At 69.8% G+C, this 20,462-nt stretch carries 18 protein-coding genes; 12 read left to right on the top strand and 6 right to left on the bottom strand.

All coding sequences use genetic code 11. The features are described 5' to 3' along the window. Window positions 1–116: 116 nt before the first annotated feature. From ACFWRT_RS18795 to ACFWRT_RS18775, 5 genes are all read left to right on the top strand, one after another. On the top strand, window positions 117–1,481 hold the full coding sequence (locus ACFWRT_RS18795) for a hypothetical protein (protein ID WP_380953407.1): 1,365 nt from the start codon (window positions 117–119) through the stop codon (window positions 1,479–1,481). Beyond that, the gene (locus tag ACFWRT_RS18790) at window positions 1,478–4,438 is read left to right on the top strand and encodes a serine/threonine-protein kinase (protein WP_380953406.1); all 2,961 of its coding nucleotides are present in this window, start codon (window positions 1,478–1,480) and stop codon (window positions 4,436–4,438) included. The genes ACFWRT_RS18795 and ACFWRT_RS18790 overlap by 4 nt, the downstream gene beginning before the upstream one ends. Window positions 4,439–4,440: 2 nt before the next feature. Further along, a complete protein-coding gene (locus tag ACFWRT_RS18785; RefSeq protein ID WP_380953405.1) occupies window positions 4,441–5,910 on the top strand; it encodes a PP2C family serine/threonine-protein phosphatase in 1,470 nt (489 codons plus the stop codon). A gap of 19 nt (window positions 5,911–5,929) precedes the next feature. Then, window positions 5,930–7,327 carry a vWA domain-containing protein gene (locus tag ACFWRT_RS18780; RefSeq protein ID WP_380953404.1) on the top strand — a complete coding sequence of 466 codons (1,398 nt, stop codon included), beginning with the start codon at window positions 5,930–5,932 and terminating at the stop codon, window positions 7,325–7,327. A gap of 83 nt (window positions 7,328–7,410) precedes the next feature. Beyond that, window positions 7,411–8,841, top strand: a complete 1,431-nt coding sequence (locus tag ACFWRT_RS18775; RefSeq protein ID WP_380953403.1) for an FHA domain-containing protein — start codon at window positions 7,411–7,413, stop codon at window positions 8,839–8,841. Between the two features lie 6 nt (window positions 8,842–8,847). Here the strand turns inward: ACFWRT_RS18775 and ACFWRT_RS18770 are convergent, their stop codons facing one another. Next, complete coding sequence (locus ACFWRT_RS18770) at window positions 8,848–9,906, bottom strand: methyltransferase domain-containing protein (RefSeq protein WP_380953402.1); 1,059 nt, start codon at window positions 9,904–9,906, stop codon at window positions 8,848–8,850. A 117-nt stretch (window positions 9,907–10,023) separates the two neighbouring features. On the opposite strand from ACFWRT_RS18770, the gene ACFWRT_RS18765 reads away from it, so the two are divergent. Beyond that, entirely contained in the window at window positions 10,024–10,428 is a 405-nt protein-coding gene (locus ACFWRT_RS18765) for a globin (protein ID WP_380953401.1), read from the top strand. 48 nt (window positions 10,429–10,476) lie between these two features. Here the strand turns inward: ACFWRT_RS18765 and ACFWRT_RS18760 are convergent, their stop codons facing one another. From ACFWRT_RS18760 to ettA, 3 genes are read right to left on the bottom strand one after another with little or no spacing between them, the layout of a single operon-like run. Next, window positions 10,477–11,178, bottom strand: coding sequence for a hypothetical protein (locus tag ACFWRT_RS18760; protein WP_380953400.1), 702 nt, complete (start codon window positions 11,176–11,178; stop codon window positions 10,477–10,479). Continuing rightward, a complete protein-coding gene (locus tag ACFWRT_RS18755) occupies window positions 11,175–11,597 on the bottom strand; it encodes an acyl-CoA thioesterase (RefSeq protein WP_031122708.1) in 423 nt (140 codons plus the stop codon). The genes ACFWRT_RS18760 and ACFWRT_RS18755 overlap by 4 nt, the downstream gene beginning before the upstream one ends. A 5-nt stretch (window positions 11,598–11,602) precedes the next feature. After that, a complete protein-coding gene (ettA, locus tag ACFWRT_RS18750) occupies window positions 11,603–13,267 on the bottom strand; it encodes an energy-dependent translational throttle protein EttA (protein ID WP_380953399.1) in 1,665 nt (554 codons plus the stop codon). Window positions 13,268–13,728: 461 nt separating this feature from the next. Here ettA and ACFWRT_RS18745 point away from each other — a divergent pair, with 461 nt between their 5' ends. After that, window positions 13,729–14,499, top strand: a complete 771-nt coding sequence (locus tag ACFWRT_RS18745; RefSeq protein WP_380953398.1) for an NUDIX domain-containing protein — start codon at window positions 13,729–13,731, stop codon at window positions 14,497–14,499. Window positions 14,500–14,733: 234 nt separating this feature from the next. Here the strand turns inward: ACFWRT_RS18745 and ACFWRT_RS18740 are convergent, their stop codons facing one another. Both ACFWRT_RS18740 and ACFWRT_RS18735 read right to left on the bottom strand, forming a co-directional pair. Beyond that, window positions 14,734–16,488: an ATP-dependent nuclease gene (locus ACFWRT_RS18740; RefSeq protein WP_380953397.1), complete on the bottom strand. Its 1,755-nt coding sequence runs from the start codon at window positions 16,486–16,488 to the stop codon at window positions 14,734–14,736. A 104-nt stretch (window positions 16,489–16,592) separates the two neighbouring features. Then, the gene (locus ACFWRT_RS18735) at window positions 16,593–17,726 is read right to left on the bottom strand and encodes a tetratricopeptide repeat protein (protein ID WP_380953396.1); all 1,134 of its coding nucleotides are present in this window, start codon (window positions 17,724–17,726) and stop codon (window positions 16,593–16,595) included. A gap of 548 nt (window positions 17,727–18,274) precedes the next feature. On the opposite strand from ACFWRT_RS18735, the gene ACFWRT_RS18730 reads away from it, so the two are divergent. The 5 genes from ACFWRT_RS18730 to ACFWRT_RS18710 all read left to right on the top strand — a co-directional run bounded on the left by ACFWRT_RS18730 (window position 18,275) and on the right by ACFWRT_RS18710 (window position 20,460). After that, window positions 18,275–18,721 carry a protein kilB gene (locus ACFWRT_RS18730; RefSeq protein WP_380953395.1) on the top strand — a complete coding sequence of 149 codons (447 nt, stop codon included), beginning with the start codon at window positions 18,275–18,277 and terminating at the stop codon, window positions 18,719–18,721. Between the two features lie 93 nt (window positions 18,722–18,814). After that, window positions 18,815–19,084: a DUF6284 family protein gene (locus ACFWRT_RS18725; protein WP_380953394.1), complete on the top strand. Its 270-nt coding sequence runs from the start codon at window positions 18,815–18,817 to the stop codon at window positions 19,082–19,084. Between the two features lie 38 nt (window positions 19,085–19,122). Continuing rightward, window positions 19,123–19,950, top strand: coding sequence for a protein spdB (locus ACFWRT_RS18720; protein ID WP_380953429.1), 828 nt, complete (start codon window positions 19,123–19,125; stop codon window positions 19,948–19,950). Beyond that, window positions 19,950–20,300 (top strand): RRQRL motif-containing zinc-binding protein, encoded by a 351-nt coding sequence (locus ACFWRT_RS18715; protein ID WP_380953428.1) that lies wholly within the window; start codon window positions 19,950–19,952, stop codon window positions 20,298–20,300. Before ACFWRT_RS18720 ends, ACFWRT_RS18715 begins: the two co-directional genes overlap by 1 nt. Beyond that, on the top strand, window positions 20,287–20,460 hold the full coding sequence (locus tag ACFWRT_RS18710) for a hypothetical protein (protein WP_380953393.1): 174 nt from the start codon (window positions 20,287–20,289) through the stop codon (window positions 20,458–20,460). The genes ACFWRT_RS18715 and ACFWRT_RS18710 overlap by 14 nt, the downstream gene beginning before the upstream one ends. The last annotated feature ends 2 nt before the right edge of the window (window positions 20,461–20,462 follow it).

The following is a 20,462-nucleotide window of genomic DNA, read 5'->3' as shown; positions in this document are numbered from 1 at the left end:
GGAACACGTACGTACCGAAGCGGACGCGTACCGGATCCGGAGTGGACACGTACGAACCGGAGCAACTGACCCCGTCCGGGCCCACCGGCCCGGCGGCGAGAGCGGAGAGGTGATCGATGGGCGTCGCGGGATCCTTCCCCAGCTTCGCGGGGAGGCCCCCCGGCCCGGTCATGGACCGGGAAGAGGCGGACCGTGCGCTGGCCCGGCTCGGCGCGGAGCACGAGGCCATCGAGACCTCGCTCCTCGCCCTGCAGGACCATGCGGGCCGCCGCCTCCTGGAGGGCGCCGAGCTGACCGGTCTCACCCGGGAGCGCTGGGCCACGACCGAGCAGTCGATCACGGTGCTGTGGGGGTATTTCGACGCCTACGCGGGTGCGTTGGAGGAGGCCCGGGACATACGGGCCCGCCGCCGCCACCCCAACCGGGAGGACCTGGCCGCCCTGACCGAGCTGCTGCGCGGCGAGGCGGTCACGGTCGCCAACTCCGGTGCGGTGCCGCCCTCCTCGGTGACGGGACCGGCCCGGCTCTCGGAGCGGTTCTCGCTCCAGGAGCTGGTCGCCCGGATGAACGAGCTGTACGCCAGGTCGCTGGACATGGTCGTCACCTCGGACTCCGTCTGGTCGGCGCTGCCCGCCCGGATCGACCTGCTCGCCGCCGAGCTGCACCGCACCCGTTCGCTGGCCCACTCGGTCGGCGTGCGGCCCGGTGAGCATCCGGCCGGGGACGACCTGGAGGAGATCACCGAGGAGCTGACCATGCTGCGCGTGCAGGTGATCTCCGACCCGCTGGCGTTCTGGCTGCCGGGCCCCGGCAGCGCCGCGCCCGGCGGCGGACGCCCGGACACCTCACGGTACGACCGGGCGGCCCGCGCCCTGGAGGACGTACGGCGGGAGATCGAGGCGGTGCTCGCGGTGCGGCAGGACGCCGAGGCGCGGCTGATGCGGCTGCGGGACGTGCTCTCGCGGGCCGACCGCACGCTGACCGAGGCGCGGGCGGCGCGCGGCGAGGTGCTGGCCAAGATCGCCGCGTCCGAGGTGCCCGCCGTCAGTGGACCGGCGACCGCCCTCCAGGAGCGGCTGGACATCGCCGCCGAGTACCGCAGGCGCGCCCAGTGGAACCGGCTCTCCCCGCTCCTGGAGTCGCTGGAGCAGGAGGCCGAGGAGGAGTTGCTGCGCGCCCGGGAGTCGCTGACCTCGGTGACGGCCCCGCTGGCGGTCCGCGCCGAGCTGCGCGGCCGGCTCGACGCGTACAAGGCGAAGGTGGCCCGGCACGGTCTGGCGGAGGACCCGATGCTGATCGAGCGGTACGACGCGGCGCGCCGGATGCTGTGGAGCGCCCCGTGCGATCTGCGGGTCGCCGAGCAGAACGTGCTGCGCTACCAGCAGGCGGCGGCCGAGCTGCTGACACCGCAGCGGCCCGAAGGACCGGACGGGTCCCAGGGGCCCGAGGACCGGCGGCGCGACCAGGGGGAGACACGATGAGTACGCAGTGCCAGCGCCCGGCGTGCGAGGGCTCCTACGAGGACATGGGCGGCGGCGAGCTGTACTGCGACACCTGCGGTCTGGCCCCGGTCGTCTCGCCGACGGGCATGGTCTCCTCACCGCCCACCGGAATCGCGGGCGGCGGCCGGGCGAGCGGCCGGGCGAGCAACCGCAACAGCTCGTCGCAGCGCTCCTCCTCCCGGGCCTCCGCACGCTCCTCGTCGCGTTCGTCGACCTCGCGGCGGTCGGTGTCGGGGCGGCTGTCGCGCTCGCTCTCCGGCTCCTCCACCTCCCGTTCGGTCTCGGTGCGCTCCTCGGGCTCGTCGGCCGCCTCCTCCACCCGGGGCCGGCTCGGCGTCGGCCTGGTGCAGGTCCCGGACGTGCCCCGCCCCGATCCGCGTACGGCGGTGATGGAGAACCCGGAGGTGCCCGAGCGCAAGCGGTTCTGCTCCCGCTCGGACTGCGGTGCCCCGGTGGGGCGTTCGCGCGGGGAGCGGCCGGGCCGGACCGAGGGGTTCTGCACGAAGTGCGGCCACCCGTACTCCTTCGTGCCGAAGCTGACCGGCGGCGACATCGTGCACGGCCAGTACGAGGTCGTGGGCTGCCTGGCGCACGGCGGGCTCGGCTGGGTCTACCTCGCGGTGGACCGGGCCGTCTCGGACCGCTGGGTGGTCCTCAAGGGCCTGCTGGACACCGGCGACCAGGACGCGATGGCGGCGGCGATCTCCGAGCGCCGCTTCCTCGCCGAGATCGAGCACGCCAACATCGTGCGGATCTACAACTTCGTGGAGCACCTGGACCAGCGGACCGGTTCGCTCGACGGGTACATCGTCATGGAGTACGTCGGCGGCAAGGCGCTCAAGGAGATCGCCAACCAGCGCCGCACCCCGTCCGGGAAGCGAGACCCGCTCCCGGTCGAGCAGGCCTGCGCGTACGGGATCGAGGCGCTGGAGGCGCTCGGCCATCTGCACAGCCGCAACCTGCTCTACTGCGACTTCAAGGTCGACAACGCGATCCAGACCGAGGACCAGCTCAAGCTGATCGACATGGGCGCGGTGCGCCGGATGGACGACGACGAGTCCGCCATCTACGGCACCGTCGGCTACCAGGCCCCCGAGGTCGCGGAGGTCGGCCCGTCGGTCGCCTCCGACCTGTACACGGTGGCGCGGACGCTGGCGGTCCTCACCTTCGACTTCCAGGGGTACACGAACGTCTTCGTGGACTCGCTGCCGGACCCGGACAACATCGAGGTGTTCCGTACCTACGAGTCCTTCTACCGGCTGCTGGTCCGGGCCACCGACCCGGACCCGGGCCGGCGGTTCGCCTCCGCCTCGGAGATGGCCGAGCAGTTGACGGGGGTGCTGCGCGAGGTCGTGGCGCTCCAGAGCGGGCGGCCGAGGCCGGCGCTGTCGACGCTGTTCGGTACGGAACTGCGGGTGACGGACACGGAGTTGTTCGCCGGGCAGGTGGACGATGTGTCGCGGCTGGGCGCCCGGGCGACGGCCTCGGGACGCGGGGGCCGCTTCGGCCGCCGCAAGGGCGGTACGGGTCCGCTGCCGGCCATTCCGGCGCAGGGCGGCGGCGTACCGGGCCAGGGCGGTGCGGTGCCGGTGGCTCCGGGGGCCGTGACGTCGGCGGTGGCGGGCGCGCTGCCGGTGGGGGCGCAGCCCGCCGGTCTTGGCCCCGGAGCCGCGTGGCCCGCCGCGGGGGCGGCTCCGCTGACGGCGGCGGCGACCCATGTGCGGGGCGGCCCGCAGGGCGGTACGGGCTCAGGTCCGCAGGGTGGTTCGTACGCCGGTCCGCAGGGTGGCGGCCCGGCGGCGGCGTACGCGCCCGCGGCCCCTGCCCCCACGCCTGTCCCCGCACCGGCGCACCCCCCTACGCGCGCGCACGCCCCCGTGCCGGCGCCCCGGGAGGCCTCGCCCGCCGTCGCCGGGCAGCCCGGTCCGGTCGGCCCGACCGGACCGTACGGCCCCCTCGGGGCGACCGCCGGGGGTGTCCGGCTCGCCCTGTTCGACGCGCGGGCCACCTCGCTGGCGCTGCCGGTCCCCCGGGTCGACGCGAACGACCCGAACGCCGGTTTCCTGGCCGGACTGATGGCCTCCGCCCCCGCCGAGCTGATCGCGGCCCTCCAGGCGGTGCCCGCGGCCTCGCCGGAGACCCGGCTGCGGGAGCTGCGGGCCCGGCTGGAGATGCGCGAACCGGACGCCGCGGCCGCCGCCCTGACCGCCCTGGAGGCCAGGCACCCGGACGACTGGCGGGTCGTCTGGTACCGGGGCATCACCTCGTTGGTGACCGGTGACCACGAGGTCGCGGCGCTCTCCTTCGACGCGGTGTACGACGCGTTCCCCGGGGAGCCCGCGCCCAAGCTGGCGCTGGGGATCTGCGCGGAGGTGCTGGGCCAGTTGGACAACGCCGCCGAGTACTACCGCCTGGTGTGGGCGACCGATCCGAGCTTCGTGAGCGCCGCGTTCGGTCTGGCCAGGGTGCAGATCGCCGCCGGGGAGCGGGCTGAGGCGGCGCGCACCCTGGAGTCGGTGCCGGAGGCGTCGATCCACTACACCGCGGCCCGGGTCGCCGCCGTCCGCGCCCGGCTGCGTGAGCGGGACCCCGTCGAGCCCCTCCTGACCGACCTGACGGCCGCCGCCGTCCAGGTGGCGGCGCTGACCGGGTTCGGCCTGGACCCGGTGCGGCGCGAGCAGTTGACGACCGAGGTACTGGGCAAGGCGCTGGACTGGGTACTCTCCGGTAGTCCCGGCGCCCCGCCGCCGGGCGGATCGGCGGCCGCCGGGGCGCCGGGCTCCCGAAAGCTGCTCGACGCCGAACTGGACGAGCGGGGACTGCGGTTGGGTCTGGAACGCTCGTACCGCATGCTCGCCCGGCTCGCGCAGCGGGGCGACGAGAGGATCGAACTGGTGGAGCGGGCCAACCGTTTCCGCCCCCGGACGTGGGTGTGAAGATGTCAGAGAGCCACCAGCAGCCCGCCCTGGCGAGGTGCCCCGGCTGCGCGGAACCGCCGGCGGCCGGCGACCTGTTCTGCGGGGCGTGCGGCTACGACCTCTCGGCCGTGCCGGCCCGCCCGGACGACCGCCCGACGCTGGCCATCACCGTGCCCCCGGCGGCTCCGCCCGCCCCTCCTGCCCCTGCCACTGCCCCTGCCCCTGCACCCGCCTCCGCCGTCCCGCCGACGGCCCCGCCCGCGTCCGACGCGCCCACGCCGCCCGCGCCCGCCGTGCAGTGGCCCGCCGCCTCGGAGACGGACAGCTCCGACGTGCCCGTACCCGTGCACCGGGCGACGGACCTGCCCGGCACGGACTCCGGCGGCAGGCCGCTGTCGGCATCGCCTCCGGTACGCCACGACGACCGGGCGGTGGTGGAGAGCCCGGCCGCCGCCGAGCCCGCCGCATCCGTCGAACCCCCCGACAGCTCCGGTGACTTCGCGCTCGCCGCCCCCGATCCCCGTACGGCGGAGCCCACCCCGACGCCCGCCGGCGGGACGAAGGTCTGTGTGGCGTGCCGTTCCGGCCGGGTCGACCCCGACGGGTACTGCGAGAACTGCGGGCACGCCCAGCCCCGCGAGCGCGACCACATGGAGCAGGAGCTCGGCTCGGTGGCCGCCGTCAGCGACCGGGGCCTGCGCCACCACCGTAACGAGGACTCCTTCGCGGTCTCCTCGACCGCGCTGCCGGACGGTTCGCCCGCCGTCGTCGCGATCGTCTGCGACGGCGTCTCCTCGGCGAGCCGGCCCGACGAGGCGTCGGCCGCCGCCGCGAGCGCCGCCAACGAGGCCCTCCTGGAGTCGCTGCCGCGCGGCACGCACCCGCAGCAGGCGATGCACGAGGCGATCGTCGCCGCGTCCGAGGCGGTCAACGCGCTGGCCCAGGACCCGCCCGGTTCGGCCGAGCACGAGGCCCACCGCCATCAGAACGCCCCGGCCTGCACCCTGGTCGGCGCGATCATGGCGGGCGGCCTGCTGGTCGTCGGCTGGGTCGGCGACAGCCGGGTCTACTGGGTGCCGGACGACCGCACGGGCCCGCCCGCCCGGCTCACCGAGGACGACTCGTGGGCCGCGCAGATGGTGGCGGCGGGGCTGATGAACGAGGCCGAGGCGTACGCGGACGAGCGCGCCCACGCCATCACCGGCTGGCTCGGCGCCGACTCCTACGAACTGGAGCCGCACACAGCCTCGTTCAAGCCGGACCGCCCCGGCCTCGTCGTCGTCTGCACGGACGGCCTGTGGAACTACGCGGAGTCCGCCGAGGAGATGGCCGCCGCCGTGCCTCCGCAGGCCCACCGGCATCCGCTGCACGGCGCCCAGGTGCTGGTGGGGCACGCGCTCGACGGCGGGGGCCACGACAACGTAACAGTGGCTCTGCTGCCGTTCGCCGTGGAGCCGCAAGGGGCAGGATCGGCCTGCACCACCGTTTGAGTCTCAGGGAGCAGACCGGATGGCCAACTTCTCGAAGTCGAACGTGCCGCAGTTCTCCGTCGAGGTGTACCAGAACGCGTTCCTGCCCGAGGGCGGCCGCGAGGTCAACGCGATCGTCACCGTCACCTCCACCGGCGGCGGCACGACCGGCGGCATCCCGCTGCCGCGCGCGGCGGCCTCCCCCGGACACGTACCCGGATACGGGCCGGGGCCCGGGCAGGCACAGGCGCCGGGGCAGACGCCGAGCTCCGCGGTGGTGCTGATGGTCGACTGTTCCGGTTCTATGGACTACCCGCCCACGAAGATGCGCAACGCGCGCGACGCCACGGCGGCGGCGATCGACACCCTGCGCGAGGGCACGCGGTTCGCGGTGGTCGCCGGTACGCATGTGGCCAAGGACGTCTACCCCGGCAACGGGCAGCTCGCGGTCGCCGACGCGCGGACGAAGGCGCAGGCCAAGGAGGCGCTGCGGAGGCTGAGCGCGGGCGGCGGCACCGCGATCGGCACCTGGCTGCGGCTGACCGACCGGCTGCTGGGCGCCGCCGACGTCGACATCCGGCACGGCATCCTGCTGACCGACGGCCGCAACGAGCACGAGGCACCGGAGGATCTGCGGGCCGCGCTGGACTCCTGCGCGGGCCGGTTCACCTGTGACGCCCGGGGCGTCGGCACCGACTGGGAGGTGAAGGAGGTCACCTCCATCGCCTCCGCGCTCCTCGGCACCGCCGACATCGTCGCCGACCCGGCCGGTCTCGCCGCCGACTTCACGCAGATGATGGAGAACGCGATGGGCAAGGAGGTCGCGGATGTGGCGCTGCGGCTCTGGACGCCCGTCGGGGTGGAGATCCGGTTCGTGAAGCAGGTGGCGCCGACGGTCGAGGACCTGACCGGCCGGCGCACCGAGGCGGGCCCGCGCGCCGGGGACTACCCGACCGGCTCCTGGGGCGACGAGTCCCGCGACTACCACGTCTGCGTGCTGGTCCCCGAGGCCGGGATCGGCCAGGAGATGCTGGCGGCCCGGGTCTCGCTGATCCTGCCCGACCCCTCGGGCGCGGGGGCTCCGCAGGTGCTCTCGCAGGGGCTCGTACGGGCGGTGTGGACGGACGACATGGTGGTGTCGACCTCGATCAATCCGCAGGTCGCGCACTACACGGGCCAGGCGGAACTGGCACAGGTCATCCAGCAGGGGCTGGATGCCCGGAAATCGGGCGACTTCGACGGTGCGACGGCGAAACTGGGCCGTGCGGTGCAATTGGCGGCGGCGTCCGGGAACCAGGACACTGCGAAACTGCTTTCGAAGGTGGTCGACGTCGTCGATGCGGCGACAGGTACTGTGCGACTGAAAGCGAAGGTCGCGGAAGCGGACGAGATGACCCTCGAAACGCGCTCGACCAAGACTGTTCGCGTCAAGAAGTAGCAGAAACCGGTGGCCGAACGGTCACGACCGATCGACAGCATGACGGCCCCCGGGGCCGGACGAGGAGAGGGGGAAGCGCCGACATGCCGACCTGCCCGAACGGACACCAGTCGGGTTCCGAGGACTGGTGCGAGGTCTGCGGACACCGCATGACCGGAACGGGCGCCCCCGCCGGCGCCGTCCCCCCACCGCCTCCGCCGCCCCCCGCGCCCGGTTACGGCTACCCGCCGCCCGCTTCCCACGACGGCGGCCCGGCGACGATGCAGGCCGAGCTCTGCCCGCAGTGCCGCACGCCGCGCGAGGCGATGGCGCCGTACTGCGAGGAGTGCCGCTGGAACTTCCTCACCAACACGGCGACCTCGTACACGCCGCTGGCCCCGCAGCCCGGCGCGCCGAGCGGCCCGCCGCCCGGTCTCAACCTGCCGCCCGGCTTCCTGGCCCAGCAGGGGCCCGGAGGGCAGGGCGGCGGCCAGGGTGGCCCCGGGGGACCAGGCGGTCCCGGGGGCGCGCCCCCGCCCCAGCAGCACGACCCGTTCGAGTTCCAGGCCTCGCGGCCCTCGCAGGTGAACCGTCCCGCCGAACCTCTCGCTCCGGAGCAGACGGGGCACAGCGGCCAAGGCGGTCACGGCGGTCCCGGCAGCCGGGAGGAGCGCGGTGGCCAGAACGGTCCCGGTGGTCAGGGCGGCCCTCCGCCGAGCGCGTTCCAGCAGGGCCCACCGCCTCCGCCGGTCTTCCAGCAGCAGGGCCCGCCGCCCCCACACCAGCAGCAGCAGCAGCAGTCGGCGCCCTCGCCGTTCGAGCCGCAGCAGTCCTCGCCCTTCGCGCCGCCGCAGCAGCACCAGTCGGCGCCGCCCCAGCACCAGTCCCCGCACGGTGGCGGAGGCGACGACTGGGTCCTGCCGCCGCCTTCCCAGGCACAGGCTCAGGCACCGCAGCAGTCACACCAACAGCCGCCCCAGGCGTTCCAGCAGCAGGCCCCCTACCAGAGCCAAAGCCTGGGCCAGGGCCAGCAGCAGGGCGGACACCCCGACCAGCACCAGGGGAATCAGGGCTACGGCCAGGACCAGGGCTACGGCCAGGTCCCCGGCCAGGGGCAGCCGCAGCAGGCCACCACCTGGACCGCCGTCATCGCGCCGGACCGTGCGTACTTCCTGGCGATGATGCAGCGCAGCGGCCCCGAGGCGACCGGACTGAACCTGCCCGCGTACTCCCCCGAGCAGCGCCTGCCGCTCGCCGGGAGCCAGGTCACCATCGGCCGCCGCCGGCACAGCACCGGCGAGTCCCCGGACATCGACCTGTCCGTGCCGCCGGAGGACCCGGGCGTCTCCCATCAGCACGCGGTGCTCGTGCAGCAGCCCGACGGTGGCTGGTCCGTGGTCGACCAGAAGTCCACGAACGGGACCACGCTCAACGGCGCCGACGAGCCGATCCAGCCGTATGTCCCCGTCCCCCTCCAGGACGGCGACAAGGTACACGTCGGGGCCTGGACGACGATCACGATCCGCCGGGACTGAAGGCACTCATCCGGGCAGGGACCAGGTGTACGGCCCCTCCGGGTCGTCCAGCCAGGCCCACTGGCGGCCGTCCGCCACCGTGACGCCGTACCTCTCCCGCTGCGGGCGCTCCTCGCGCTCCCAGAGGGAGAGGGCGTCGCGCGGGTCGAGGCTCCCCGCCGTCAGGGTCAGCAGGAACCGGAAGAGCTCGTCCCCTATCGCGCGCCGCGGCACTCCGCCGGGGCGCGCGAGCGGTTCGGACAGCGGTGAGGCCCCGCGCAGGGGCACGAAGTACGCCGGGGTGTGCAGGAAGTGCCCCTCGGCGCGTGGACCGTGCGCCGTCGCGCGTACGTTCAGCGAGATGAGCCCGGTCGCGACCGGGGCCAGAATCCGCGCCCCCGGAGCACACTGTTCCGGCCAGGCGGACGGTACGGCGGGCAGCGTGCAGGTCGCGATGATCCGGTCGTACGGGGCTCGCTGCGGGCAGCCCCGGGCCCCGTCGCCGGTGATGACCGTCGGGCGGTACCCGGCGGCGGAGAGATGGCCGCGGGCCGCGTCCGTGATCTCCGGGTCGAGATCGACGCTGGTCACCGCCGCGTCGCCGAGCCGGTGGGAGAGCAGCGCCGCGTTGTAGCCGGGGCCGGTGCCGATCTCCAGGACGGTGTGCCCGTCCCGTACGTCCAGCGCCTCCAGCATCAGGGCCATCAGCGAGGGCTGGCTGGAGGACGAGATGAGCTCGCCGTCCCGCATCCGGGTGGCCAGCGCCTCGTCCCCGTACACCCCGCGGACCCAGCGCCGACGACGTACGGGATCGGGGTCCTCGCCCCAGAGCCGCTCGTAGCCCCGGCTGCCGTGCACGTAGTAGTACGGCACGAACAGGTGGCGCCCCACCCTCTCGAAGGCCGCACGCCAGGCCGGGTCGGTGAGCCCGCCCTGCGCGACGATGTTCCGTATGAGGGTGTGACGCGCCTCGTCGGCTTCGGAGTCGATGCCGGCCTCGGTCCCGGCCTCGGAGCCGGTCTCGGATCCGGTCTCGGATCCGGTCTCGGTGCCGGCCTCGGACGGGACTTCACGGTGTGCGCCCATGCCTCCACTGTCCTGCGGCAGGACGGCGGAGGCGACCGCACACCGGGCGGGGCGGCGGTCCCGGCCATTGGTCCTAGGACCCCTGACCCCGGCCGGTGCGTCTGCGACCATGGACGGGTGACAGAGATTCCGCGCGACACGCTTCAGGAGCAGACCTTTTACGAGCAGGTCGGCGGCGAGCAGACCTTCCGGCGCCTGGTCCACCGCTTCTACGAGGGGGTCGCGGGCGACGAGCTACTGCGGCCGATGTACCCGGAGGAGGACCTGGGCCCGGCCGAGGAGCGCTTCGCCCTGTTCCTGATGCAGTACTGGGGCGGCCCGCGCACCTACAGCGACCACCGCGGCCACCCGAGGCTGCGGATGCGGCACGCCCCGTTCCGGGTGGACCGGGCGGCGCATGACGCGTGGCTGGCCCATATGCGGGTGGCGCTGGACGAGCTGGGGCTCGCGCCGGAGCACGAGAAGCAGCTGTGGGACTACCTGACGTACGCGGCGGCCTCGATGGTCAACACCGCTGACTGACGGCTGGGACGGGCGGCCGAGCGGGCGAGCGGTCCGCCCGAACCGGGCTCAGCGGTGCCCGACGGTCAGGTCCAGCGAGCCCAGCCCGCCCACCGGGTCGCGGCGCAGGGCGACTGAACCGAACGGGGTCCGCAGCCGCAGCCAGCCGCCCGCGGCGAGGAGCGAGACGGGGAAGCCGGGGTCGGCGCGGAGGAAGCCGAGGGACTGGGCGGCGTGGACCGCGCGCAGCGGCAGTTCGGTGGCGCCGACGGGCCGGGACCAGATCTCCCGGCCGATCCGGTCGCGTTCGGCGCGGGTGCGCAGCTCCTCGGGCAGCGCCTCGTCCCGCGTACGGAATTCGGCGACGGCCGCGTCCAGGGCGGCGCGCAGGGCGTCGGGGCCGGGCAGCCCGGCCTGTTCCCGCCAGGGCCCCCGGGGCGGCAGGACACCGGTCCACGGCGGCCCGGTCACGGGAGCGGGCAGCGCACCGCCCCGCTCCCCCGGACCTTCTCCGGAGACGTCGAGGGACTCCAGCAGCTCCCCGGCCGACACCGTGACGTCCAGCGTCTCGGGGCGGGCCAGGCGGGCCGCACGGATCGCGAGCACCTCGAAGGAGGGCGGGCGGCCGAACACGGCCAGTGCGTCGCCGCCGCCCGCCTGCAACCGGACGGCCGCGGCCCGGTCGTAGTGGAGCAGCCGGCCGAGGAAGGCGGCGAGATCCGCCGCCTCCCTCGGGTCGGCGAACAGCAGCGACTGCACAGGCACCGTCATGCCGCGGCGGGCTCCTCTGCCAGGTACTTCTGGAGGAAGAGCTTCTCCTCGGCGGAGATCCGCCGGGGCCGCTCGGCCTCCAGGTTGTACGGGACGACGACGGTCGAGGCCCGTACGTACACCTGGTCGGGGTCCTTGATCTCGTAGGCGATCGTCAGTGACGCGGCGCCTATCTTCGTGACCCACGACTCGACGGTGACCGGCTCGTGCCGGTGCACCAGCGGCCGTACGTAGTCGATCTCGTGCCGGGCCACGACGGACCCGCCCGAGAACGACGGCGAGCCGTCCCCCGGCGCCAGCCGGAACATGAAGTCGATGCGCGCCTCCTCCAGGTAGCGGAGGAAGACCACGTTGTTGACGTGGCCGAAGGCATCCATGTCCGACCAGCGCAGGGGGCAGCTGTAGAGGTGACGGGCCAAGTCGATCAGCCTCGCGTGAGCTTCTTATATGTGGCGCGGTGCGGGCGGGCCGCGTCCGCACCGAGACGCTCGACCTTGTTCTTCTCGTACGACTCGAAGTTGCCCTCGAACCAGTACCACTTGGAGTCACCCTCGTAGGCGAGGATGTGCGTGGCGACGCGGTCCAGGAACCAGCGGTCGTGGGAGATGACCACTGCGGCGCCCGGGAACTCCAGCAGCGCGTTCTCGAGCGAGGAGAGCGTCTCGACGTCGAGGTCGTTGGTGGGCTCGTCGAGGAGCAGCAGGTTGCCGCCCTCCTTGAGCGTCAGCGCCAGGTTGAGGCGGTTGCGCTCACCACCGGAGAGGACACCGGCCGGCTTCTGCTGGTCCGGGCCCTTGAAGCCGAACGCGGAGACGTAGGCGCGGGACGGCATCTCGACCTGGCCGACGTTGATGTAGTCCAGCTCGTCCGAGACGACGGCCCAGAGGGTCTTCTTCGGGTCGATGTTGGCGCGGGACTGGTCGACGTAGGAGATCTTGACCGTGTCGCCGACCTTGATGGCGCCGCTGTCCGGCGTCTCCAGGCCCTGGATCATCTTGAACAGCGTCGTCTTGCCGGCGCCGTTGGGACCGATGATGCCGACGATGCCGTTACGGGGCAGGGTGAAGGACAGGTCGTCGATGAGGACCTTGTCGCCGAAGGCCTTCGAGAGGTTCTCGACCTCGACGACGATGGAACCGAGGCGCGGGCCCGGCGGGATCTGGATCTCCTCGAAGTCCAGCTTCCGCATCTTGTCGGCCTCGGCCGCCATCTCCTCGTACCGGGCGAGACGGGCCTTGGACTTGGTCTGGCGCCCCTTGGCGTTCGACCGCACCCACTCCAGCTCTTCCTTGAGCCGCTTCTGGCGCTTCTCGTCCTTGCGGCCCTCGACCTTGAGGCGGGTGGCCTTGCGCTCCAGGTACGTGGAGTAGTTGCCCTCGTAGGGGATCGCGCGGCCGCGGTCGAGCTCGAGGATCCACTCGGCGACGTTGTTCAGGAAGTACCGGTCGTGGGTGACGGCGACGACCGCACCCGGGTACTTCGAGAGGTGCTGCTCCAGCCAGTTCACCGACTCGGCGTCGAGGTGGTTGGTGGGCTCGTCGAGGAGGAGGAGGTCCGGGGCCTCGATGAGGAGCTTGCAGAGCGCCACGCGGCGCTTCTCGCCACCGGAGAGGGTGGTGACCGGCCAGTCGCCGGGCGGGCAGCCCAGGGCGTCCATGGCCTGCTCCAGCTGGGCGTCCAGGTCCCATGCGTTCGCGTGGTCCAGGTCCTCCTGGAGCTTGCCCATCTCCTCCATCAGCGCGTCGGAGTAGTCGGTCGCCATGAGCTCGGCGACCTCGTTGAAGCGGTTGAGCTTGCCCATGATCTCGGCGGCGCCGTCCTGGACGTTCTCCAGGACGGTCTTGCTCTCGTCGAGCTTCGGCTCCTGCATGAGGATGCCGACGCTGAACCCGGGCGACAGGAACGCGTCACCGTTGGACGGCTGCTCCAGGCCCGCCATGATCTTCAGCACCGTGGACTTACCGGCGCCGTTGGGTCCGACGACACCGATCTTCGCGCCGGGCAGGAAGTTCAAGGTGACGTCGTCAAGGATCACCTTGTCGCCGTGCGCCTTGCGCGTCTTGCGCATGGTGTAGATGAACTCAGCCAAGAGAAACCGTCCGGCAGCAATAGAAGTGTGGGCAGATACACCCCATCTTGCCTGACGTCCACCCGCCGGGGGAAACCAGCATGCGCCCGTGCCCCTGACCTCGGGCGGAAGCCCTGGGTGACGGGTTCGAAACGGTCGTTGCAAGTTGTCGTTGGGCGTCGCTGGTCAGCCTCTGACGGCCCACAGGCGGCCCCGCTACCGGGCAGGCTACGCAGGTCAGGCATGCGGTACTCAACCTCTGCCCCTGCCTGTGCACCCGCAAGGCGAGGAGACAGGCTCTGCCCAAAATCATCCGAAGAGTCCGCAATACTGCGAGCGAGCGGCACCCACTCACGTCCGTCCGTCCGTCCGTCCACCGAGGCACAACGCATGGAAGAGAGGATCGGATGGCTGACTCGCCAGTTCTACTCCCCCGATACGCTGTGCATCCGCAGCCGACGACCCGGGAGAGTGCGCGGAGGATGGGACCGAAGACGCAGAGGGTCTACGAGACAATTCGATCCTGGATCGAATCGGAGCGATTCAGCGCTGGCGAGAAGCTGCCGTCCGAGCGGGCGCTGAGCGCTGAGCTTGAGATTGGCCGCACCGCGCTGCGCCAAGTGCTCGCCCGCCTTGTTAGCGAGCGCTTCATCAGGGCCTATGACCGCAGCTCCTACCGGGTCCTCGGAGGTGGGAGTGTCCCAGCGCCCACAGAAGGGGAACCTTGGAAAATCCATGGGTCCCGTCCCGTCTACGAAAATCGCTGGGTGCACCTTGACCTCGTCGATGTCGAGCCGCCCGGTGTGCCGCGCTTCGAGCACCACGTCGTCCGGCTTTTTCACGTAGCAATCACGGTGGTGGTCGACGAGCAGGACCGCGTGCTCATGATGTTCCGGTACCGGTTCGTGCCGAAACAGTGGGGGTGGGAACTTCCCGGAGGAATCGTGGACCCAGGCGAGGACCCAGCGGCTACAGCAGTACGCGAAACAGAGGAAGAGACTGGTTGGCGGCCGGGGCCGGTTGAGCACGTAGTGAGCTACCAACCGATGATCGGCATGGTCGACTCGCCACACGACATCTTCTTGGCACGTTCAGCCGAGAAGGTTGGTGAACCCACAGACGCGGAAGAAGCCGGGGAGATCGCTTGGGTGCCTCTTGATGACATCCCGGAGTTGATGGCCCAGGGCAAGCTCATGGGGTCGGGCACGCTAGTAGCGCTACTCCATGTCCTAGCCTCCCGCGCCAGGCCCTGATTTATGGCCCTTGAGTGACGAATTGCAATGCTTGGTGAAGCAAGGAGTCCTCAAGCCGACAACCAAAGAACATACGGGATCGTGGCCCCATCCGGCCTTGCCAGGTCGGCTGCGGTAGCGACAAAGCGCAGTGGCTCAGATAGGTTCTTGCAGGTGCCCACGCACCGGATATTACGGAAGCGGGGGCACCTGCAAGAATCCTCCATGTGACAGCTACACCGCAGGCAGTCGTTCCTACGCCCTGCCGGGGGATGCCACAAGTGTCATTACATGCTTTTGGGCCGCCGCATCCTTATGTACACCCGCAGCGATGGCAGCCGGCAACCATGCGGCCCCTTTAGCTACACCTAGAGCAGGGGCAAAACCCTCAAGCTCCCCCACACGGACTGTCACAACCCCGATCGAGTCGAGATTCCCGAGAAGCCGATGAGCCGCCTGGGCAGACTGCCCTTTAAAGGCAAGTTCGCCATAGTCCTTAAGAGCAGACCAAGGGCTCTCCTTTGCTCGAATTTGGGCAGCAAAGTCCCTCCGAATCTCGGCAGTGAAAGCCTCTTCATGTCGACCAGCAAAGACGCCATTAAGGGCTGCGAGAACCTGCCCAATCGTAGCCTGCTCTCGCGGCTGCCTAAACTGCTCCGTCGCTAGACGATAGTCCTTTTCAAGACTCTCCCAATCGCCGCCAACTGATTCCACCACGGCTTTAATCACCTCCCGACTGTTCAATACGTCCAAGTCTGGAGTAGCCACCACGGGCACATTGACCGCCCTCAGGACTCTCGCCAGCCTGGGCATTCCTGCTTTTCCGCCGCTTGGGACGAACAGGACATCACCGGGAGGGAAAAGGAATTGGGATTCCGAGTCAGCAGATTCTAGAGCAGCCGCATAGAACCGACAATCCCTGTCACCTTCCGCAAGAACTACTAGTCGATGAAACAATCCATCAAGAACGTTAGAGTATCGGAGAACAGGATCGTTCCAGATAGACCTAAGTGCAGCAACATCGAGCTGATGGGCACTCGTAACGTTTTCTACAGACCTGCTCAAGCGAACGATTGACGTGTCTGCTTCCGACTCAAGCAGCCCTGCGAGCAAGTTTTTGTCATGCGTCGCGAGAATTACCTGAATTCCTCTCATCCTCGCCTGCTCGCCCAGGATTCGACCCAACGCGGTCGCTTGAGGTGGGTGCAAGAACGCTTCGGGCTCGTCAATAATCACAACGGGGTGGGTTGACGTAACCAGTGGCGCCAGAATCCCGATGAGACTCCTCACCCCATCGCCCTGATCTGAAACTTTCGGCAACGAAGCAAGAGAATCAAGGTAATCGGCTGTTAGGCGGTCCACGGGAGGAGCAGGGATACTTGAATCCCCCACCCTCAAGTTCACCTGCCTACTAAGCCGATCCAGCGTGAGAGTCTGCCCAAATACCCGCAAATTGATTCGCTTAAGCTCATCAAAGAGTAGTTGATTGTCTTGAAGTACATGCAGTGGCGACATAGGGGAATCCGAAAAGTAATCGCGCTGTTCCACCGGCTGCGCGCCCTGAATTCTCCCCCACGCATCACCATAGGAAATAAGAACATGTTCCAGCTCAGAGATTCCCGCAGAGAAATTTTCTTGAATCTTTTGAACTAGGCGTGAATGATGAAACTCGACACCATCCCGAACCCTATAAACTAGACCGTGAGGCATCTGTCGCGCGGACGCATGTTTAGTGAACCAGGCAAAAGCATCGACGTCAGTTCCAGATGTCTCTATTTGTACTCGCCGAACCAGACGAAAGCCCGATGTCTCCGTACTGTACGACTCCCCGTCTATGATGCTGGACCTGATCTGGCGAAGCAGGGTAGATTTTCCTGAATTATTTGGCCCAACAATTGCGGTCACGCCAGATCCAGGCAGTTCGAGCGTCTGACCAGAATCCAGCACAACACTCCGAACAGAAAATAGAAAATCGTTCGGATTCCCACCATTTTCAGCAGCAATGCTCACAGTATCCTCGCTTACGGTTAATGCTTAATGCCAGTTCAATCATTGCGTCGCCAATAAGGGGCTCTCAGTCGCTTGGATCCATATAGCCTGGTGGCGGACCCTCATCACCATCCAGAATTTTCCACCAAGGACTCCACGCGGCGGCGATACCGCACGGAACCCGTCCGGTTCGCCAGCAACCTGGCTCGCTGAAGGTGTAGCCGTGCGTCTTCTACTTCCCCCCGCGCTAGATGCGCCTGCGTGAGGTCACAATGCAGTCCCGCACCGGCCCGCACAAACGACGCATCTACACCACCCAGAGAGGCGTACAGCTCCTCAATGGCTGAACCGTCTCCAAGCTTGACGAGGACGTTTCCGCGCCACCTGGCCAAATGGTCAGCGTTGAGAAAGATACTCAGCATCTCAGCATCGCGCACTTCCCCATCGTCGGGAAGTAATGATGTCGCCCGCTCAAGCGCCTTTCTCGCTTCCAGCTCCTGGCCGGCCGCTGCGCATAACTCAGCTTCCGTGGACGCCAGCCACGCCCGTAGCCGCAGAGACTGACGCTCGCGTTGTGTGCGCTGCGCCTCTCTCACCAGCTCAATTGCGAGCTGAGGACGACCTGCTTCCGCCAATACGTATGCCTGCTCACCCATGGCGTGCGCCAAGTAGAGCGGAGACTCGGCATCCTGTGCGGCCTTTTTGGCGACCTCGTAACTACGCCAAGCCCTATCCACGGCGCCTGCATCCAGCGCTTGCCATGCTGCGAGAGTGGAAGCGCCCGCAAGGGCTGCCGCAATGGGTTTCCTCGTTCCTTCCAGAACGGCGAAAGTGAGCGCATCTTCCATGGCCGCGACATGGCCCGCCATCTGGTCAACCAACCCTGCCGCACCCATCTGTCGGTCCATAGTGCGTAGTAGTTCCGTCTGAGCCAAGAAGGATGGCACCAATGACTCGCCGAGATTGCCTGCGGCATCAATCCGGTTAAGCAGCTCCGCGTAGCCATCCGTTTGCATTTCCTGCGGCACAGCCGTGCCTCGCAATTCGGCGTCGGTGACACCAAGAAGTGGTCGCAGGATCGAGGCGTATCGGTCCGTGATGGTCCGCCGACCGTTTTCCCACTCCGAAACGTAGGTCTTGAGGCTTGCGACAGAAGCGATGTCGATCAGTCGCTGTTCCGCAAGCCGACGCATCTCGTAGACCAACCGGTCCTGCGACCACCCTCGCCCCGCCCTAGCACCCTTCAATCCGTTGGTCATGCCGCCTCCGGAAAGCCGCAGGTGAGAGTTGGTTAACCCTCCTGAGGTTAACCCCAGTTGGCTACCGCAGCACCCCCCTTTGACTTTTCTCTGGAGACACGCACCAACACACGACCCGCCGCAGGGGGTTGCATCTGGTGCGCACCAGATGCAATCCTTCTGGTGCGCACCAGAAGGGGCTCCGGCTCCACGGTTTGGTGCGCCTCAATTCAACAGCGTGATCCACCGCAGTACGGCGGCCGTGACCGTTCCGGCCGAGGCGAGTGGAGACCAGTCGGCCGAGAAAGGGCCCCCGTCACACCGGGGCCCAACACCCAGATGGGGGACACGCCACCGACTCGAAAGAACCGCTACGGCACACCTTGAAGCTGCCACCTCAAACGTCCGGGACTTCGGATCTCCCCGGACCGAGCAGCGCCGAGCGAAGACGAGAACCGAAGCCCCGGGCCCGCCACGCGGGAGCCGCGACGACGCCGGATCGAATCCGGCCCGGGGCACGCACACCCGCCGCACCTGCGGCGGGCACAGCCGACGAGAGGAATCCCTCCATGTGGGGAAGCGTGATCGCGGTACTGGGAACCCTGCTGGGTTCGGTGACCGCTTACCTGCTCCAGCAGCGCACCGCCCGCGCCGACCGTGCGGATGTCCGCCGGCATGAGGAGCGGCGGGAGCGGATCGCGGCCGTCACCGCCTTGGTGGCGGCGCTGGCCGATCACCGCCGATCGATGTGGGTCCGCGAGGACTTACGGCTGTCCGACGCGGCGGATGCCGACTACCAGGCGGCTCGCGCGGCCAGTCACAACACCCGCTCCGCCCTGACCGCCCCGCTGACGACGCTGGCGATCTTGGCCCCCGACCTGGCCGTGGCTGCCCATGCTGCGGCCGATGCGACGTACGCGCTGCGGGGTGCGGAGAACCGGGAGCTTCTCGACTTCTACCGCCGGTCCGCGATCGAGGCCGCCGACGACCTCGTCCGCGCCGCCGCCACCGCCTGACACCCCAACCACTTCACGACACAGCGCGGCCCCGGTGCACGAACACCGGGGCCGCTGTTCGAGCCGCACATCCTGCTAGGGAGAACACGACTCATGAAGAGCATCGCAGCACTTCAGGCCATCGTCACGGCCACCCCGTTCGACGGTGAGCCGTCGAACGCCGAGCTGGACGCGATCGAGACGGAGATGCCGCTGATCCTGGCGGACGTCGTCCTGCTGGACGCGCAGATCATGACCATCGACCGCACCCCGACCGAGCTGGACCAGCAGCGCATCCGCCGGGCACGGCGCCGGGTGCTGGCCGCCCGCCGGGATCTCGCCAACCGCGCCGCCACCCTCACGGTCTCCGGCGGTGCGGCGTGAGTGCCCCGGCCGCGAGGACGGTTCTGCCGGCCGTCGCGATGACGGCGGTGTCCATGGTTCTCACGCTGGCCGTGGTCGTGATGTGGCTCGGCACGGCGATGCCCTGGCCGATCGCCCTGGTCGTGGGTCTCGGGATCGACGGCGGGTGGCTCGCCACCCTCGCCTACGAACGCCGCCTCGCCGCCCAGGGCGACCACTCCACCCCGGTCACGGTCGTGGGCTGGTTCTTCGGCCTGGTCGCCACCGGCGTCCTGGTAGCCCACGCCGCAACCGCCGACGGGAGCGCCGGCGCATGGCTCGCGGTCGCCTGGCTGCCCTTGGCCGCGAAGGCCTTGTGGTTGGTGCACGGGTTGTGGGAGCGGACCGCGCTGACCGGGTCCGCGCTGGAGGCGATCCAGGGCATCCAGCAGGAAGCCCGCGACGAAGCCGCCGTCGCCCGCGCCCGACTGCGGGCCGAAGCGGGCACCGAGGAGACGCGTCTCGCCGCTGTGACGCAGGCCGGGGCGCGCGTCGCACGCGTCCAGGCACACACCGCCACCACCCTCGCCAAGGCGTGGTCGACGCTGGAGAGCACCCGGTCCGGGAAGGACACCGGCAGGGCGCTGACCAGCGTGACGACCCGCGTCACACCCGGCGTCACACCCACCTGGGAACTCCCCGTCTGGGGCCCCACCAACCCCCTCCCCGCGCTGGAGAGTGCGCCCGCGCTCACGGATGCGGAGCTGGACCGGTTGGTGGATGAGATCCGGCACAGCCAGACCCCAGCCCTCTCCTACCGGGAGATGTCCACCCGCTTCCGGGCCGCCGGCCACTCCGCATCCGAGGTCCGTCTGCGGGGGGCGTGGAAGCGCGTCGTGGCCGCCTGATGGCCACCGTCTACCGGTGGCGCCTCGCCCCCGATGGTCTGGCCACCCGCCGTCAGCTCCGCGCGCTGGGGCTGCGCCCGGGTGGTCAGGACGTCGTGGCCGAGGTCCACCGGCCCCGCCGCCGTAAGGCCCCGCTGGTCGCCTACCTCTACCGCATCGAGCACGCCAAGCCCGTACGCCCCATGACCCCGGGCCGCACGGCTGCTCTGGCGGCGGCGATGCTCGCCCGCCGGACCTGCCCCAACTGCCGTACGGACGTGGGGTATTGCATTCCGCGTTCGCTCGGCATGTGCGTCCCCTGCCACGACACCCCCGCCCCCTGCGAAGGGAACCGCCGTGTCCTTGCGTGAACGCCTCACCCGCCGAATCCACGCCGCCGGGCTCCGCATCGCCAAAGAGCCCGGCGGCCGTGCCGCGAACACCGTGACCGGCCTGCTCGGGCTCGGCCGGATCGAGCTGTGCACCAACCCGTCCTGCACCGACTGCGCGCCCGCCCCGACCACCCGCTGAAC

The organism is Streptomyces cyaneofuscatus, assembly GCF_042718795.1.
GTDB classification, from domain to species: Bacteria; Actinomycetota; Actinomycetes; order Streptomycetales; family Streptomycetaceae; genus Streptomyces; species Streptomyces cyaneofuscatus_A.
Note: the sequence above shows the minus strand (reverse complement) of the source record. Positions and strands in the feature narration are given on the sequence as shown.